The 15314-nt window shown below is 50.2% G+C and carries 13 protein-coding genes; 2 read left to right on the top strand and 11 right to left on the bottom strand.

Annotated features, from left to right (window positions below; all coding sequences use genetic code 11):
- Positions 1 to 15 precede the first annotated feature (15 nt).
- The 3 genes from IEX60_RS01750 to IEX60_RS01740 all read right to left on the bottom strand — a co-directional run bounded on the left by IEX60_RS01750 (position 16) and on the right by IEX60_RS01740 (position 4011).
- Entirely contained in the window at positions 16 to 2238 is a 2223-nt protein-coding gene (locus tag IEX60_RS01750; protein WP_188746770.1) for a hypothetical protein, read from the bottom strand.
- A 259-nt stretch (positions 2239 to 2497) separates the two neighbouring features.
- Complete coding sequence (locus IEX60_RS01745; protein ID WP_188746768.1) at positions 2498 to 3253, bottom strand: SDR family NAD(P)-dependent oxidoreductase; 756 nt, start codon at positions 3251 to 3253, stop codon at positions 2498 to 2500.
- Positions 3254 to 3255: 2 nt separating this feature from the next.
- Positions 3256 to 4011, bottom strand: coding sequence for an SDR family NAD(P)-dependent oxidoreductase (locus tag IEX60_RS01740; protein ID WP_188746766.1), 756 nt, complete (start codon positions 4009 to 4011; stop codon positions 3256 to 3258).
- A 206-nt stretch (positions 4012 to 4217) separates the two neighbouring features.
- Between IEX60_RS01740 and IEX60_RS01735 the strand changes: the two genes are divergently transcribed.
- Positions 4218 to 5120 carry an AraC family transcriptional regulator gene (locus IEX60_RS01735; RefSeq protein ID WP_188746763.1) on the top strand — a complete coding sequence of 301 codons (903 nt, stop codon included), beginning with the start codon at positions 4218 to 4220 and terminating at the stop codon, positions 5118 to 5120.
- A 17-nt stretch (positions 5121 to 5137) separates the two neighbouring features.
- On the opposite strand, the gene IEX60_RS01730 is transcribed toward IEX60_RS01735, so the two are convergent.
- The 7 genes from IEX60_RS01730 to IEX60_RS01700 form a co-directional block, all read right to left on the bottom strand.
- Positions 5138 to 6808, bottom strand: coding sequence for a sodium/sugar symporter (locus IEX60_RS01730; protein ID WP_188746761.1), 1671 nt, complete (start codon positions 6806 to 6808; stop codon positions 5138 to 5140).
- A 160-nt stretch (positions 6809 to 6968) separates the two neighbouring features.
- Positions 6969 to 8381: a sugar MFS transporter gene (locus IEX60_RS01725; protein WP_229717353.1), complete on the bottom strand. Its 1413-nt coding sequence runs from the start codon at positions 8379 to 8381 to the stop codon at positions 6969 to 6971.
- 177 nt (positions 8382 to 8558) lie between these two features.
- Positions 8559 to 9689: an acetyltransferase domain-containing protein gene (locus IEX60_RS01720; RefSeq protein WP_229717352.1), complete on the bottom strand. Its 1131-nt coding sequence runs from the start codon at positions 9687 to 9689 to the stop codon at positions 8559 to 8561.
- Positions 9686 to 10555 (bottom strand): DUF4886 domain-containing protein, encoded by an 870-nt coding sequence (locus tag IEX60_RS01715; protein ID WP_188746759.1) that lies wholly within the window; start codon positions 10553 to 10555, stop codon positions 9686 to 9688. Before IEX60_RS01715 ends, IEX60_RS01720 begins: the two co-directional genes overlap by 4 nt.
- 67 nt (positions 10556 to 10622) lie before the next feature.
- On the bottom strand, positions 10623 to 12077 hold the full coding sequence (gene creD, locus IEX60_RS01710; RefSeq protein WP_188746757.1) for a cell envelope integrity protein CreD: 1455 nt from the start codon (positions 12075 to 12077) through the stop codon (positions 10623 to 10625).
- Between the two features lie 51 nt (positions 12078 to 12128).
- Entirely contained in the window at positions 12129 to 12422 is a 294-nt protein-coding gene (locus IEX60_RS01705; protein WP_188747562.1) for a winged helix-turn-helix domain-containing protein, read from the bottom strand.
- Positions 12422 to 13051 carry a hypothetical protein gene (locus IEX60_RS01700; protein WP_188746755.1) on the bottom strand — a complete coding sequence of 210 codons (630 nt, stop codon included), beginning with the start codon at positions 13049 to 13051 and terminating at the stop codon, positions 12422 to 12424. Before IEX60_RS01700 ends, IEX60_RS01705 begins: the two co-directional genes overlap by 1 nt.
- Before the next feature lie 147 nt (positions 13052 to 13198).
- Between IEX60_RS01700 and IEX60_RS01695 the strand changes: the two genes are divergently transcribed.
- A complete protein-coding gene (locus IEX60_RS01695; protein WP_188746753.1) occupies positions 13199 to 14446 on the top strand; it encodes a metallophosphoesterase in 1248 nt (415 codons plus the stop codon).
- A 16-nt stretch (positions 14447 to 14462) separates the two neighbouring features.
- Here the strand turns inward: IEX60_RS01695 and estT are convergent, their stop codons facing one another.
- Complete coding sequence (estT, locus tag IEX60_RS01690) at positions 14463 to 15311, bottom strand: macrolide hydrolase EstT (RefSeq protein WP_188746750.1); 849 nt, start codon at positions 15309 to 15311, stop codon at positions 14463 to 14465.
- Positions 15312 to 15314 lie beyond the last annotated feature (3 nt).

Here is a 15314-nt window from a genome sequence, read left to right as displayed (position 1 = left end):
TATTTTTAACAGCGCCTACCGATTCGCTGCCGGCATGATTTCGAGGATTTCCTGTCCATAACGTTCCAATGCCAACGACAGCTTTCCGTTTATTAATTCTTCACCTGAAAAAACACCCGCCTCGCGGTTTGCAAAACATGCACGCACACGATAGGTACCTTCCGGTTGCACCCAGGGTACATTGATGTTCCGGGTATCCGCCCCTCCACTGCCTCTTAAGACCACTACCGCACCGCAGCCCGTTTCATTGAGTTTACCCCACCAATGCCAATCCGTGTCAGTTGGTGCGGGCACACCGCTGAATTGAAAATAGGCGTAAACATCGTATTGCTTATTCAATCGATCCAGCAGGGCAAATCCCTCCCGGTAAACCGACCTGTTTAACTCGCTCAGTGACTCCAGGTCCCCAGCAAATACACTGGGTACCCCCATAAACCAACTGCAAAGCTGCCTTTGTTGGATCTTAGGCGTCAAACTTCCGGCAAAATTCACCGTAGCTGCACCATAATACTCAATGGATCGAAGCGGTAGCCCTCTATGCACAAAGAACTGTTGACGGGCATTCCAGCATCCTGCGATTAAACGAGCCTGAAGGCTATCCGTATTCAGGAGCGGTTGAGCTGCGGCCCTTTGTCGTGGATTTCCAGCCCCTGCGTAGTCGTTGGGTGGCACATGGAAGTAATGGACGTATTTCAACGCCGCGACATCACAGGGTGTACCCGGAGTACCCCAATAGATTTCATGGGTCAATTCCAACTGTACATCCGGAGCCATTGTGGCAATTGCCTCCTGTGCCTCAAACAACCCTCTCAATCCTCTGAGCAACGATTCTTTGGGTGTGCGGCTATCATGTCCCTTGGCAATGTCACCGAATTTGATATTTGTCAAATCCTGTTTAAAGTAAGTCGCATGGTAACGATCGTATAGAGTAACCAGATCATAGGCATAATAAAACCGCCAATTGCTGGCGTAACTCATTGCCAAGGCCCCGTCGCGCTCCACTTTGGGATAGCTGTATGCCCCAGGTAATGCCTTTAAATCAGCCGAACGCTCCGGATCCCGGAAACAAGTTACCCATAAACCGGTATTTAATCCTTTATCACGGATATACGTCGTTGTCTGGCTAAAATCGGGAAAGTTCGCAGCGTCGGGAACAACGCTGAACCGTGCAATAGCGTTGGGTGTCTTCGCTTCCGACCATCCCGCGTCTAGTAGCATGGTTTTAATTCCGATGTCAGCAGCGATATCAGCCGCAATCTTCATATTATGGTCGTTGATCAACGGCCCATAGTTGGACCAACTGCACCACAAAGGGACGGATACCGACGGATCGAATGCCTTTAATCCTACCACGCGCTGCAAATATTGCTGGAAATGCGTCTCAACAGCCCTGTCTAGCGCAGTGGAGACTGCTGACGTTGTTTTAGTCGATGATCCTGTATAGGCATAAGTAAAAACGGGTTCGGATTTAAAGCGTTCAGCGGGTCCCAATACCCACTCAAAATGATCCGGATGATACCCCATGGCTCCCTCTTCGGAGATGACACGCAGTGCTGAAGGAACCTCACTGACCTGCAATACGCCCAGCGCTTGGTCGTTGTCGGAAAAAGCCCGGATGCTGGATACTGCTCCTCTGCCAGAAGGCGTCAGGTCGACAATGTTCCGATAGTCCGCAGACAGGCGTATGTCATCGATCATCAAGCTGTCAAACTTCAACCACAATTTGCTGTTGTTAGTAATCTCTATCCATTTTCTAATGGCAGGATACTCCCCGTGAATTTCGTATACAACATCAACCGCCAAGCCATCGAGGTTACCTGTTTCCTTGCTTCTGTAGCGCACCCGCAGTTGATGGACATTTGGTTCGGGTTGGAACTGTATAATTTTGTGCTCGGCAAACACAGTTCCCCACGTAGATGCGCTACAGGTGGCTACCTGTTTCCAAGTTACTTGCTGCACGTTACTGACATCGTCGTCGTTCACCTGCAGTTGGTCTGTTTCCGCCAAATCATCTTTCAACGAAATCGCACTTTCCGTCCCACTTGCGTCAGCCAGTCCTTCCGGTGCGTTATTAGGCACAGCACAGTAAATCCGAAACGTGAGTTCGGGTGCTTTTCCTGAAAGGATATTTCGGTCAGATACACTAAGCACCTCGGTTCGCACTCCCATTTCATCTACTTGGAGTTTCCGTTTCAGCAGTCCGGCATTTAATTCTACAGACCCGTTGTCTTCAATCACAATCGGAGGTAACTGTGCCTGAACCCTAGTTATCCCTATTGGAAAAAATAAAACAAAACATACACATATCAACCATTTAATCAACAACATAGCAATCCTTTATTATCGATAAAACATCTTCCGATTACGACATCCGCGGTTCGCAGGATCTTTTTACCCAGGTCTATAGAATATTGGTTTTCACATTCACTAAAATCAACAAAAATCAAGCATCTTAAAAGCACAAGATTTGCTTGTTATGATACACTATTTACAGGAATCAAAATGTTATTGTCAGTCCCCCGTCTACCGTTAACACCGATCCCGTTATATACGATGCGTCCGGCCCTGCCAGAAAGTAAACTGCCCCGGCTACTTCTTCCGGCCTCCCGGGACGCTTTAACGGCAGGTGATTGTATTTCACATAATTGTCACGGAACCACTCCGTCTGCAGCTCGTTCCTGCCATCCGCTTTGACCGACATGGGCGTATCGATAAACCCCGGTGCCACCGTATTGGCCAGAATACCCCTCGGTGCCAGTTCCAATGCCAACGACCGGGTAAACTGGGTAATCGCAGCTTTTGCCATCCCATAAGCCGAACTTCCCATTTCCACACGCTCATGGTGGATGGAGGTGATATGGATCAACCGCCCGCCATCCTTAATCAAGGGTACGAGCAACCGGCAGCTTTTTACCGTACCGTACAGCATCACCTGCAATGCATTATCCCATTTTTCGAAATCACTATCCAGGGCTGGCATTCCCTGTGAAACTCCAACGCTATTCACCAACACGTCGAAATCTCCGCACGCTTCGGCAATCCAGTTTGCCAGCGATTGGATGTGTGCCTCCTTTCGCACGTCAACCTCAAATGCACGATGGCCTTCGCCCGGTAGCACCGAACACACCGCATTGCCTTTATTCAGATCGGACGATCCGATGAATACCCGATACCCCTGGCCAGCGAAGCGTATGGCTACCGCTTTTCCAATACCCGATGATCCGCCCAGTATCACAGCTCTTTTCCCGTTCATTGTTAGTACGTAGCCCTCCCACCGGAAATGTCAAACACAAACCCCGTAGAAAAACTGGCCTCCGGTGATACGATCCAGGTGGCCACGGATGCTACCTCATCCACGGTACCCAATCTACCCATCGGTATCTTTTCGGTCATATACCGGAGCTGCTCAGGTGCCGTGTCGGCATTCATCGCGGTCTTGATCACCGCTGGGGCCAAGCCATTCACCGTAATGCCCGTGGTTGCGCACTCTTTGCCCACAGCTTTTACCAGGCCGATGACCCCCGCTTTTGTGGCAGAATAACCCACCATATTCGGATTCCCTTCTTTGCCCGCGATGGATGCAATCAGCAGGATACGCCCGTAATTACGCGCTGTCATCAAGGGTATCGCGTATTTGGTCATCAAGAATGTCCCTTTCAGATTCACTTGGTAAATACCGTCAAATGCTGCGGTGTCATACGCTTGAATCGGTGTGTTGGTGGGGCCGACGATACCCGCTGAATTCACCATCACATCCAATCGGCCGAACTGCTTGGCAATTTGCGTATACAGCTTGCCTACCGATCGCTCATCCGTTACATCCAGCGGCATACCCGTAGCCGTTCTGTCCTGCTCATTCAGTTGCTCAACGGTAACGGCTAATTTCGCTTCGTCTTTATCGGCCAAAATAACGGTTGCACCTTCCGCGGCCAGTCGGCTTCCGATGGCTTTTCCCAGTCCATCGGCACCGCCCGATACCAAGGCAACCTGATTTTCAAATCGTTTCTTCATTCGTTATCGTTAAATTATTGTGTTGGGATTCCGTCTTTCACCCGGTTTATCATTCCTTGTTAGCATTGGCTAAATTACGGGGATTAACTTCCTTGGGGAAACACCTCTTTTGCAACATCTAATACACTATTTACACATAATCCGATTTTCGTTGCATTTTTCATATATTTTAGTTAATTATGTACTACCATTTATAAATTCATACCATGCAACACCATTTAAAGAGCGTATACCAACACCAGAGCGGAACCGCCGGCATGAGCTTCATTGTACGAGAATACCTGCAACCGCACTTCAATTCGCCGTACCACTTCCACGATGCCTATGAGTTAATCATGATTCCGAAAAGCCATGGAAAACTCTATGCGGGTACCAAAATCCTGAACTTTACGGATGGCGAGATTTTCCTCTTCGGGCCAGGATTGGCACATTGCTTCCTAAATGACCGGTCGTTTAAGGAAACCGGAGAAACTGCACATGCCATTGTTATTTTTTTTAAAGAAGATTTTTTAGGCAAAACCTTCTTCGAGCGTGCGGAATTGGCAAACATCCGTGCTCTCCTGCAAGCTTCGTCGTTGGGGCTTAAGCTGAACATACTGGACAGTCAGTTGGCAAAGAGCTTTCACCGCATTACACAAAGCAAAGGGATGGAGGCACTCCTGCTGTTGTTACAGATGCTTCATCGACTATCTGACATGCGCGAACACCTGATTTCGATCGACAGTGTGATTCCCAAAGTCAGGCACGAACAGGGAGATGCCGAACGGCTGGAAAAAGTAATCCGGTACATCATTGACCATTTCAAAGAAGAACCAGACAGCAAGGAAGCCGCTTCCATCGCCTGCATGAATGAAGCCGCATTCTGCCGTTACTTCAAACGGCGGACGGAAAAGACATTTTCGCAGTTCGTTAACTACGTACGGGTGACGCACGCGACAAACTTATTGGCCAAAGAAAATTGGAATATTGCCAGCATCTGCTTCGAATGCGGTTACCGGAACATCTCGTATTTCAACCGGCAGTTTAAGGGCATCATGGGCGTTACCCCGATGGAATACCGTTCCAATCACGTGGGTGCCGCTGAGACACTGTTGGGGGAGATTGCCTGAATACAGGTTTCTGAAATTTACCAAAACACGGTATACAGCGCCACCAATATCCCGCAAACCAGTAATGCCCCCACAGCAAAGCCCCTGTCTACGGCAAATAGCTTACGATCTACGTCCAGTCCCTTCGTCTGTACACCCCGGCTCCGGTCCCACCGGCTGATCCCCCACATGCCGAGCACACATAATACAAAAACGATACTCATCCGGTCCAGGAACGGGATTTCGTATACACCCGCATCATTCAGCTTTGCAAAGCCGATCGGTTCAAGGAATGACCAACTGAACCAGTGGGGAGAAAACTTCAATACGATGGACAGAAAAAACCCTCCGATGGTTGCAAACAGGGCCGCATTGGAGGTGGTACCTTTCCAGAAAAAGCCCAAGATAAACATGGCAAAAATACCCGGGGAAACAAATCCTGTATATTCTTGGATGTATTGGAACCCGCCCTTTTTGTCTATCCCCAAATAGGGTGCGATCACCACGGCAAGCACCATTGCGCAGATAACGGTCAATTTCCCGATTCCAACCAATTTCTCCTCGGAAACCGTCTTGCCGGCCATCCGTTTGTAGATATCCAATGTGAATATGGTCGCAATACTGTTGGCTTTTCCGGCCAATGATGCAACTACCGCCGCCGTAAGGGCGGCAAAGGAAAGGCCTTTGAGCCCTACGGGCAAGAGGTTCAACAGCACCGGATACGCACGGTCGGGATTCAAGGTACCATCGGTGGCCATGGATTGCTGGAAACTACCCTGCTGGTACAATACGTACGCGGCAATCCCCGGTATGACCACGATCAATGGCATGAGCAGTTTCAAAAAAGCGGCAAAGAGAATTCCTCTTCTTGCCGTCTTCAGATCAGCCCCCAATGCACGCTGTGTGATGTACTGGTTACACCCCCAATAGTTGAGGTTCGCGATCCACAGTCCGCCCAGGATCACACTCAGGCCGGGCAGATCGAAATAATTGGGATTATCCCGGTGCAATATCATTTCAAAATGGTCGCCGGCATGTTCGGTCATCCGTTTAAAGCCGTGCACGATACCTGAATCGCCGAAATGATCGGCGACGAGGTTCAATGCCAGGTAGGTAGTAGCCAGCCCGCCGAAAATTAGGAAAGCCACCTGTATGACATCCGTATAACCGATCACTTTCATGCCTCCCAGCGTAATCACGATGGCAAAGCCCGCGAGGAAGTACATACAGACCGTCAGATCCAACCCCGATATGCTGTTAATTGCCAATGCGCCGAGAAACAGGATGGAAGTGAGGTTGACTACGACATAGAGCAGCAGCCAGAAAACCGCCATAATCAAACCAACCGTATCGTTGTACCGCTGGCTCAAAAACTGAGGCATCGTAAAGATCTTGTTTTTCAGGTAAACCGGAATGAAGAAAACCGCCACGATAATCAAGGTCAATGCCGACATCCATTCATACGACGCAATTGCCAGCCCCATCTTAAAGCCCGACCCACTCATACCGATAAACTGTTCGGCAGAAATATTGGAAGCAATAAGCGAAGCGCCGATGGCCCACCAGGTCAACTTTCCCTCCGCCAGGAAATATTCCTTCGTGGATTCCCGGGCAGCCCTTTTCCGGAAATAGATCCAGAGGCCATAACCTGCCACGATCAGGAAATAAACGATAAAAACGATGTAATCTCCGGTGGCTAACTTATTCATGGGGATCTTTATTGGCTATCTAATTGCGTCCGCAAAATTAACCCACAAAATCAGGGAAGGCCCACACAAAATTTGCGTAGGTTGATACACTATTTGCCAATGCACCATTTGCCAATGCACCGCGATGACAACAGCATCGGCGCATAGGGGGACTTTACTTTTAATGTCCTCCTGCCACCGGCTCAGATTGCGTGACCTTTCCCAGCTTGCGGCTGCAATACAGCCCGTACCCGGCAACATACGCGTAACAGATTGCCGGTATGATAAAGGAAGGTTTCAACCCAACGACATCGGCCATCCATCCCTGCAAAAGCGGAATCAGTGCTCCCCCCAGGATGCCCATTACAAGCAACGAGGCACCCTGACTGGTGTGCGCGCCCAACCCGGTAATGGCCAGCGTAAAGATATTAGACCACATGATGGAATTGAATAATCCCACGGCCAGCAATGTCCACATAGCCCAGCTGCCGGAGCCCAATACCGTGGCAAGTATCAGCCCGATATTTACCAATGCAAATACCGTCAACGCACGGGCGGCTACCGACCTACCAATGGCAAATGCCACAAAATTCAGTACGATAAAAATAAGGAATGTAGCGATCTGGTTGAAAGAGAGGTCGACGATGCTATAGATGACCAAAAAAACAGCAATCGCCGCCAGCACCATGTAACTAGCCTTCTTCGTCGCGTTCAATTTGTCGTTCAGTGAAATCGAACCCAGGAAGCGGCCGATCATTGCTCCGCCCCAATACAAAGCCAGGTAATTTTTACCCACATGCTCATCCAGTCCCATCACATCCGGTTGACTGATAAAACTGATGATCAGACTCCCAATTGCCACTTCTGCACCGACATAAAAGAAAATGCCCAATACCCCGCCGCGCAATTGCGGGAAAGCCAATGCACCCAATTTACCGCCACCCACTTCTTCGGCTTTAAACCGGGGTAGCTTGATCATCCGGACGAATACTGCCAGCAATACAAATAGCAATCCGAATATCAGGTAGGGAATCTTGGTCGCATCCGGCGTAATTTCGCCGCCCTCGGCAAAAAATTCAAAAATCAGGTATCCTCCTAGTACAGGTGCGATGGTTGTACCCAACGAGTTAAATGCCTGTGCCAGGTTAAGCCTGCTGGACGCCCCTTCGGGCGGCCCAAGAATGGCCACGTAGGGATTGGCGGAAATCTGCAGCAGCGTAAACCCCAACCCAAGGGTAAACAATGCCAGTAAAAACATGGGGTAGATGGCCATCTGTTCTGCCGGATAAAACAACAGGCATCCCAGTGCCGAAATCAATAAACCGATGATGATCCCCCCTTTATACCCAATTTTATTGATCGGATCGCCGGAAAAATAGGATACGGCAAAATAAATCACCGAGCCAATAAAGTATGCTCCAAAAAAAGCGAATTGCACCAGCATTGCCTGGAAATAATTCAGCTGAAACAGCTCTTTCAAGTGCGGAATGAGGATATCATTCATGCACGTGATAAACCCCCACATGAAAAACAAGGTAGTTAAAGTGGCTAAAGAAACGCTGTAATTCGATTTAGCATCCTGAGATTGCGTCATAATTTTCTATTTATAATCGGCCAAACTTAGATAAAGTTGCTTCCAAATGCAACTATAATTTTATACGAAATAAAAAAAACTTTATCGTTCCCTCCGCTACCGTTGAGAAACAATTGCTAGGGCGGAAATATCGGTACTATATCTTGTATTTACAAGCACTGTCTCCAAATATACTAATTAAAGGTAACTCAGCCACTTCTGCTTTCGGTTTCGCTGCTTATATTGGTCGTACCAACGGCAAACTGGGTACAATGCAGCGATCACTCCGAGCCACAGCAAATAGACTGCCCAAAGTTCCAATCCACTGGTGCCTTCCGGCCTACCGAAGTTGAATCCAAACCTGAAATCAGCCGGTGAAAACCCCTGTGCAAACAGTACGATGAATAAAAGGGGATGGATCAAATACCAATGCCATAAGTAATAGAACAGCGGTACCCTACCGTAGACTTCCAAAACCGCCGTCATGCGGTTACCCGCACATTCGGCCAGCGAAAGCAATAAAAACATCCAGCCGAGCATCAGCAGGTCAAACAGTAACGACGGCGGATATTTGGTCACGTTGATAAATGACAAGCACGTAAATAACCCGTTCTGCTGGATACTCCAAGGTGCCGGATCTCCATATACATTGAGCGCCCGTAGTACCACAAATAATCCGATACAAACTAGCCCGACGATGGCAAACAACCGTCGTCTATCCAACCGGGTATGTTCAAACCACCTGCCGCACCCAAAACCCACCAACAAAATTGCGATCCAGGGTATCGGGGGATACCCAACCAACAGGTTGTGATTTTCACCGAGGGGAATCAATCCAGGCACGAAGAGATGCGACGTTGTGGAAGAAAATACATGCTGCAGTGCAACGATGCCCACGCCGATGATTCCCAGGATTTTTGGATTCCACGTAAGCAATGCACCCAGCACGACGAAACCCAAACCAATGGCAGCAATAACTTGCAGGAGAAACACTTCGAAATGCACATCAAACCAAATCCCGAAATTGACGACCGTAAATTCAAGAATCACAAGCCACAGACCCCGGCCGATGAGAAACCGTCGGGCTGCTCCGATATCGCCCCGTTTCTGCAAAGAAAGATAAGCCGATGCGCCTGACAGCAGCACAAATGTCGGTGCGCAGAGATGGGTAACCCACCGAGTAAGAAACAAGGCCGGCGTAGTCGCAGACAAATCAGTAGGATCTCCAGAAAGCGATCCGATGTGCATCAGGTCACGGATGTGGTCAAGCGCCATCAGTAACATCACGAACCCGCGTACCCGATCAATGGAGTGAATTCTGGCCGTCACCGGCCTACCTCCCCGGCTTCTTCCACCGCTATTTCTGTGACCGAAAAAGGCTGCTGTACCGCCGCATGTGCGGCCTGCTGTGCCACTTGAGCTTCCCTTTCGGACACCTGTTCCGGGCGGTACTTCGTTACAGGGGCCTGCTCGCCAAACAGCGATTCAAACCAGGTACAAGCCGCAATGAACCGCCCGATGTGCAGATCCAGGTGATACCCATCCCGTGTTAAGTCATCCCCCAGTGCCGTACGTGCGTTCTGGATAGCCGTACCGCTGGGGATCAGCCGATTAAAGGGCATCAACGTTTTGGCTTTTGCAGAAGCGTCCATGATGGCCCGATACATGGTCTGCTGGTCACGGTTGTAATTCGCGAAGCCTTCATGCGTGGAAGTGGGTGAATAGGCCCAGGTTTGGTGCCAGATCAAACGCACCTTTCCACCGGTCACGCTGTCTACGTACCGGTACACACCTTTAAGCGGCCGTACATACGTATCAAACTGCCCCGATAGCGGACTAGCCTGCTGGAGCGATACATAATCCCAGCGCTCGTCCTGCAACGCCGTACGGATGCTGACTTTTTCCGTTGTGGTTTTTTGACCATCCACGTTGATTTTCCGATAACTGTAAGCCGCGTTATCGGATTGTACATTGTTCCAGTGCAACGACAGGGGCGCCCCGCCGATGTACAGGTTGCCAATGAGCAGCGGCTTACCCGTTACTTCCGCCATTTCGTGGAGATATTGCTCAACGGCGTCCTCAGAAAAACTGTTTCCGATTGCCAATACCCGGAGCGTGTCTGCGGTCTGCGCATGCAAACCGCAGGCGATACACACGAAAAACAATAAAGCAACTGATCGATTAACTATACGCATGTTCAATTATAGCAAAAGCCAGTGCTTTATGCAAACGTAAAATGCGATTTTACGCATTTAACAAACGTCAGGGTGCCTGTACCGCAACTTCGTCCGTATCTGTACGCATCCAGTTGATGCGTCCCGAAAAATACATCAGCAGCGCTACTGTGATAAACAATCCGATGCTACCAAATAATAACGCCATATCCTGCAACTGGATGATCACAAAAATAAACACGTAGAATACCGTGAGTATCGCGGAGAAAATCAGCGCTACCCGGCGCCGGTGCAGCAGTTGCGCCAGGAAGCCACCAATCAAGGCAATGGTAGCCACTGAAGCGATTGCATAAGCCGCATTGAAGCCCACCTGTTCTGAAAACGAAAGCAGCAACGTATAGTACACAATCATCGCCGCACCGATGAGCACATATTGGATGATGTGTATCCGGCGTTTGGTAATCACCTCCGTAAAAAACAGTGCTACAAATGTCAGCACAATGATCAGGATGGCATATTTAGCGGTGCGTTCCGCTTTTTGGTAATGATCTACCGGTTGGAGAAACTGGATGCCGAATCCCGTGGCTTCGTGTGTTTTATCTGCCGATGCGGCTACGGGCATATCGGCAAATGTCACCGCTTCGTAGTAGTCATCGCTTCCGTCCGGTTCGATGCGCTCGCCGATGGTGGCTTGGGCGGCGGTCCATTGCTGCGGCAGCGTCCGCGAAAAGTGCGGTACTTCCCATTGGGCAGTAAAGCCTGAATCCCGGATTTCACGCTCATCGGGCAGAAACTTCCCGAAAAATTTCGGTGCACCCCAATTGCCCGAAGCCTCCACGTGGGTATGTTTGGCCAGTTGCAGGAAGCGGAGGCTCTCGCTGCCGCGAAGGTCGAGCGTCAAGGCAAAGGGAAGTTGTTCCCACGGCTCACCGGATAGCTTAGGAGCAGTCACGAGGTTATTGCTAAATACCCCGATGTCTGCATATTCCGTTTCGGGTTCGTACGCCTGTTCACCGAGCGTGATGGTTGGGCTGTTCTTAAGGCCCCGGAGGTCGCCAACGCCGATGGCGAGCCGTGCTTTCTCCCACAAGACCTGCTCGGGTGTTACATCGGCTTTAGCTAAGTCCAATGGTCCAAACCGGCCTTTCATACCCACCTTTGCCTCGTACACCGCCGCATCAAAAATACCGCGGTGCAATAGCTTGGTATCCGTTTCGGCAGCAATGTGCAAGTCTTCCGGCAGCATGTAAAGGTGTTGGACACGCTCTTCCAGCTTTTCCACGTCACCCACTACGGTCTTGACCATCGTTTTATAAGGCACTACCAACACCGGGCCGCCCAATACCTGGGGTCCGGACCAACTGCGGCCAATTTCTGCGACTACACTCCGCTGCCGTTGCTGCCGTTCCCGGATGAGGGAAGTTACCTGGAATGAGGGAATCAGCAATACAATGGCCAACAGGCCGATTACAAAAAGTTTAAGGGTTACCGAATTATTGAGCCAGTAGCCCAATCCCGATGTCAATTGTGTTTTTGTTTCCATTTTATCAGTTTTTAAAAGCACTTTGAAATACAAAGTAAATAAGCAAAAAAATTATTGTTTCTGTTGTTTGATTAAATTTTCCAGGGTTTCCAGGTGTTTGGCAAATGCCTTTTTCCCTTTTTCAGAGGCTTGGTAACTGGTATTGGTCTTACGCCCCACGAACGATTTATTGACTTCAATGTATGCCACCTTCTCCAATGCTTTAAGGTGTGAGGCGAGGTTGCCATCGGTCACCCCCAGCAATTCCTTAAGTGCATTGAAATCGTACCGCTCATTGGCTGCCAGTACCGCCATGATCTGCAGGCGCACCCGGTTTTCAAACGCCTTGTCGAAATGTTCGAGCATCACGCTACCCTCCGGTCGTATTTGAAGTACATGATAAAGCCGTAAAAGATGTGCAACACGCCGAATCCGAGCGACCAGAAAATAATACCATAGCCCGGCAGGCACGCTGCCAGCAGCCCCAATGCGATTTGTAGAACTCCCAAACCCTTCACGTCCCGGTAGGTATACTGCCCGCCAGCCACCAGCGCCAGTCCGTAGAAAATCAAGCAGGCCGGAGCCACCAATCCGTAGGTTCCGCGGGCAATCATGACCAGCACGAACAGGCCCCCTGTAACCAGTGGTACGCCCACCGCTTTGAGTAGTCCGCGGCTTGCCGGATTCCATATACCCTGACCCTGTTTGCGGGCCTTCCGTGCGGATAGCCAAATGGCCGTGCCCACCGACAAAAGCAGTACGGTTGATGCGATCACGATCAGCTTCACCAACACTTCCTCTTCGGTTACATAGTGATCCCGATAGCCCATTTTACTGGCAAATCCGTATACCTCACGGTATCCCAGTGCTGCTCCCACTAATGCATAACACCCCGCAAGAATACCTGACAAGCCACTTAGGGAGATGAATTTGGCCGATCGCTCCATCAGGTGACGGATGGAAAGCAGTTCGGATTGAAGTTGTTCGTGATTCATATAAAAAGCACTTTGAATTACAAAGTAAAGAAAGGCTTTCCATATTTACAAGGATTTTTTTGACAGAAACGGTTATTTATTTGACGTTGGGTCAACATAGCTTTCGGGGCGCTTATCCGATATTTGCAACTTTATACATAAAAACGGATGAGAACACTTCTTTTTCTCCTTATATTCTTTGGCTGGTTGGTATATTATGCTTTTACGGCAGTCTACACCGGGTTAAGCGGTGTAGACGAGCCTGCCAGGCAGTTACTGTTGGCGGCATTTACAGGTATTGGCCTTTGCGCGTTGATCAGTCCGTTGGTTTACCGCCGTTTGTCTGACAACGGTTGGCCGAGCGCTCTTGTCAAATATACCGTACATACCCTGATTGCTGTCTTCCTGGGTCAGCTGCTGATGGCTGCGGTCATGTTTATCGGCGATTTGTGGATCGGCGTCAAGGCCGTGTTTACCGGATTGCATACCGCATGGGCTGCTCCGGCATCTGCCGAAAACACCGCCATTTCCCGGAGTCCCTTTGTCGGCCAGTTCGCCATGCTTTCGGGCGGCCTGTTGTTTCTCAGCTTGCTATACGGGGTATCAAGGCGCTACCGGTATCAGGTCCGGACGGTCCGGATTCCCGTTGACGGCCTTCCGGAAGCATTTCACGGACTGCGCATCGTTCAGCTTTCGGATATCCATTCCGGCAGTTTTGACAATCCAAATGCCGTACGCAGGGGCGTAGACAAGGCCATGTCCTTAGCTCCGGATCTCATCCTATTTTCAGGAGATCTGGTTAATGACCGAGCCGACGAGTTCAAGCCCTATCTTACGATCTTCGCCCATCTCCGTGCACCGATGGGTGTTTATTCCGTATTGGGTAATCACGACTACGGCGATTACGTCCGTTGGCCTTCATCCGCAGCAAAGCAGGAAAATCTTCATCGGCTTATGCAATATCAGCGTCAAGCCGGATGGCGTTTGCTGCTCAACGAATCAGCTACCTTGCACAAAGATGGCGATACCCTTACCCTATTGGGCGTCGAAAACTGGAGCGGGCGGGCGGCATTTTCCCGGTATGGCAGCCTTGAGCAGGCGCTTTCGGGCACCCCAAGCGACAGGCCAGCCATTTTGCTGAGCCACGATCCATCGCATTGGACGGCTGAGGTGGTGGGTAGGCATCCACAGATCGTGCTTACACTAAGCGGACACACACATGGCATGCAGTTCGGTATCGAGTCGCGGTGGTTTAAATGGAGTCCTGTTCAGTATTTTTACAAACAGTGGGCTGGCTTATACCAGCAAGGACGGCAGTTCCTGTACGTAAACCGTGGCTTTGGTTTTCTGGGTTACCTCGGCCGTTTGGGGATGCCCCCGGAAATCACCCTCCTGGAATTGGTACGTGCGCAGTAGGTCCAAAAAACTACGCTTAACAGCCGGCGAGGTTCGCGATCCCCTTCACGATCGCAGGCCAGTCCTGGGGGTGCAATTCATGTCCGGTACCCGCTAATGTCATCCGTTTTGATCCTTTGATCCCTTTCAACAGGGTATCCGAATTCCGGTAATGCCAAATGAGATCATCGGTCCCATGCATGATCAACGTCGGTTGCCGGATTTCATCAAGCCGATTATAATACGCTTCCCCGCCCTGCAGCGCAGCGTGGTTGAACATACTGATGTACCGATTGGCCCGCCGGAATTCCTGTCTAACGGTGCGCTCGGTGCGCGCCCGGTCAAGCGGCTTTTGTCCGCTCATCAACGCGGCACCTTCCAACAGGTAGTCAACCACGGTGTCCTCGTTTGTCCAATCGACTGTAGCCGATTTTGCCTGGAAATCCAAAATCCGTGTATCCATTTCCGGAATCCCCGGATCGGGATTACCCCATGGGCCTGTGGCGATCAGGGTGAGCGATTCCACCCGTCGAGGGTACTTCAGGGCGGCCATCTGTGCAATCAGCCCACCGAGGGACATCCCCACGAGATGAGCTTTCTCCAAGTGATAATCATCCAGTATAGCGATGGCATCGTCCAGCAAATCGAGCAGGTCATAAGGAGTGGTTCCCGGTTCATAGGTAGTAGACCGCCCTACATCCCGGTTGTCATACCGGATAACAAAGAAGCCCCTGTCGGCCAACAGCTGACAGAATTCTTCGTCCCAGAATAACATCGATACCGTTGCACCGGCAAGCAGGAGAACAGCCGGCTGCCCCCGTTTCCCGAAGTGTTCCGTACTGAGGGAAACATCACCATGAGATACAATTCGTTCCGAATGTTTCATGGC

Source organism: Parapedobacter defluvii, from assembly GCF_014642075.1.
In the GTDB taxonomy this organism is placed as follows: domain Bacteria; phylum Bacteroidota; class Bacteroidia; order Sphingobacteriales; family Sphingobacteriaceae; genus Parapedobacter; species Parapedobacter defluvii.
The sequence above is the reverse complement of the archived record's forward strand: the minus strand, read 5'-3'. Positions and strand labels throughout refer to the sequence as shown.

Coding starts and splice junctions, on each gene's coding strand:
- IEX60_RS01745 (WP_188746768.1), bottom strand. CDS start 3,253: ATGAACGGGAAAAGAGCTGTGATACTGGGCGGATCATCGGGTATTGGA.
- IEX60_RS01740 (WP_188746766.1), bottom strand. CDS start 4,011: ATGAAGAAACGATTTGAAAATCAGGTTGCCTTGGTATCGGGCGGTGCC.
- IEX60_RS01735 (WP_188746763.1), top strand. CDS start 4,218: ATGCAACACCATTTAAAGAGCGTATACCAACACCAGAGCGGAACCGCC.
- IEX60_RS01730 (WP_188746761.1), bottom strand. CDS start 6,808: ATGAATAAGTTAGCCACCGGAGATTACATCGTTTTTATCGTTTATTTC.
- IEX60_RS01725 (WP_229717353.1), bottom strand. CDS start 8,381: ATGACGCAATCTCAGGATGCTAAATCGAATTACAGCGTTTCTTTAGCC.
- IEX60_RS01715 (WP_188746759.1), bottom strand. CDS start 10,555: ATGCGTATAGTTAATCGATCAGTTGCTTTATTGTTTTTCGTGTGTATC.
- creD (WP_188746757.1), bottom strand. CDS start 12,077: ATGGAAACAAAAACACAATTGACATCGGGATTGGGCTACTGGCTCAAT.
- IEX60_RS01705 (WP_188747562.1), bottom strand. CDS start 12,422: ATGCTCGAACATTTCGACAAGGCGTTTGAAAACCGGGTGCGCCTGCAG.
- IEX60_RS01700 (WP_188746755.1), bottom strand. CDS start 13,051: ATGAATCACGAACAACTTCAATCCGAACTGCTTTCCATCCGTCACCTG.
- IEX60_RS01695 (WP_188746753.1), top strand. CDS start 13,199: ATGAGAACACTTCTTTTTCTCCTTATATTCTTTGGCTGGTTGGTATAT.
- estT (WP_188746750.1), bottom strand. CDS start 15,311: ATGAAACATTCGGAACGAATTGTATCTCATGGTGATGTTTCCCTCAGT.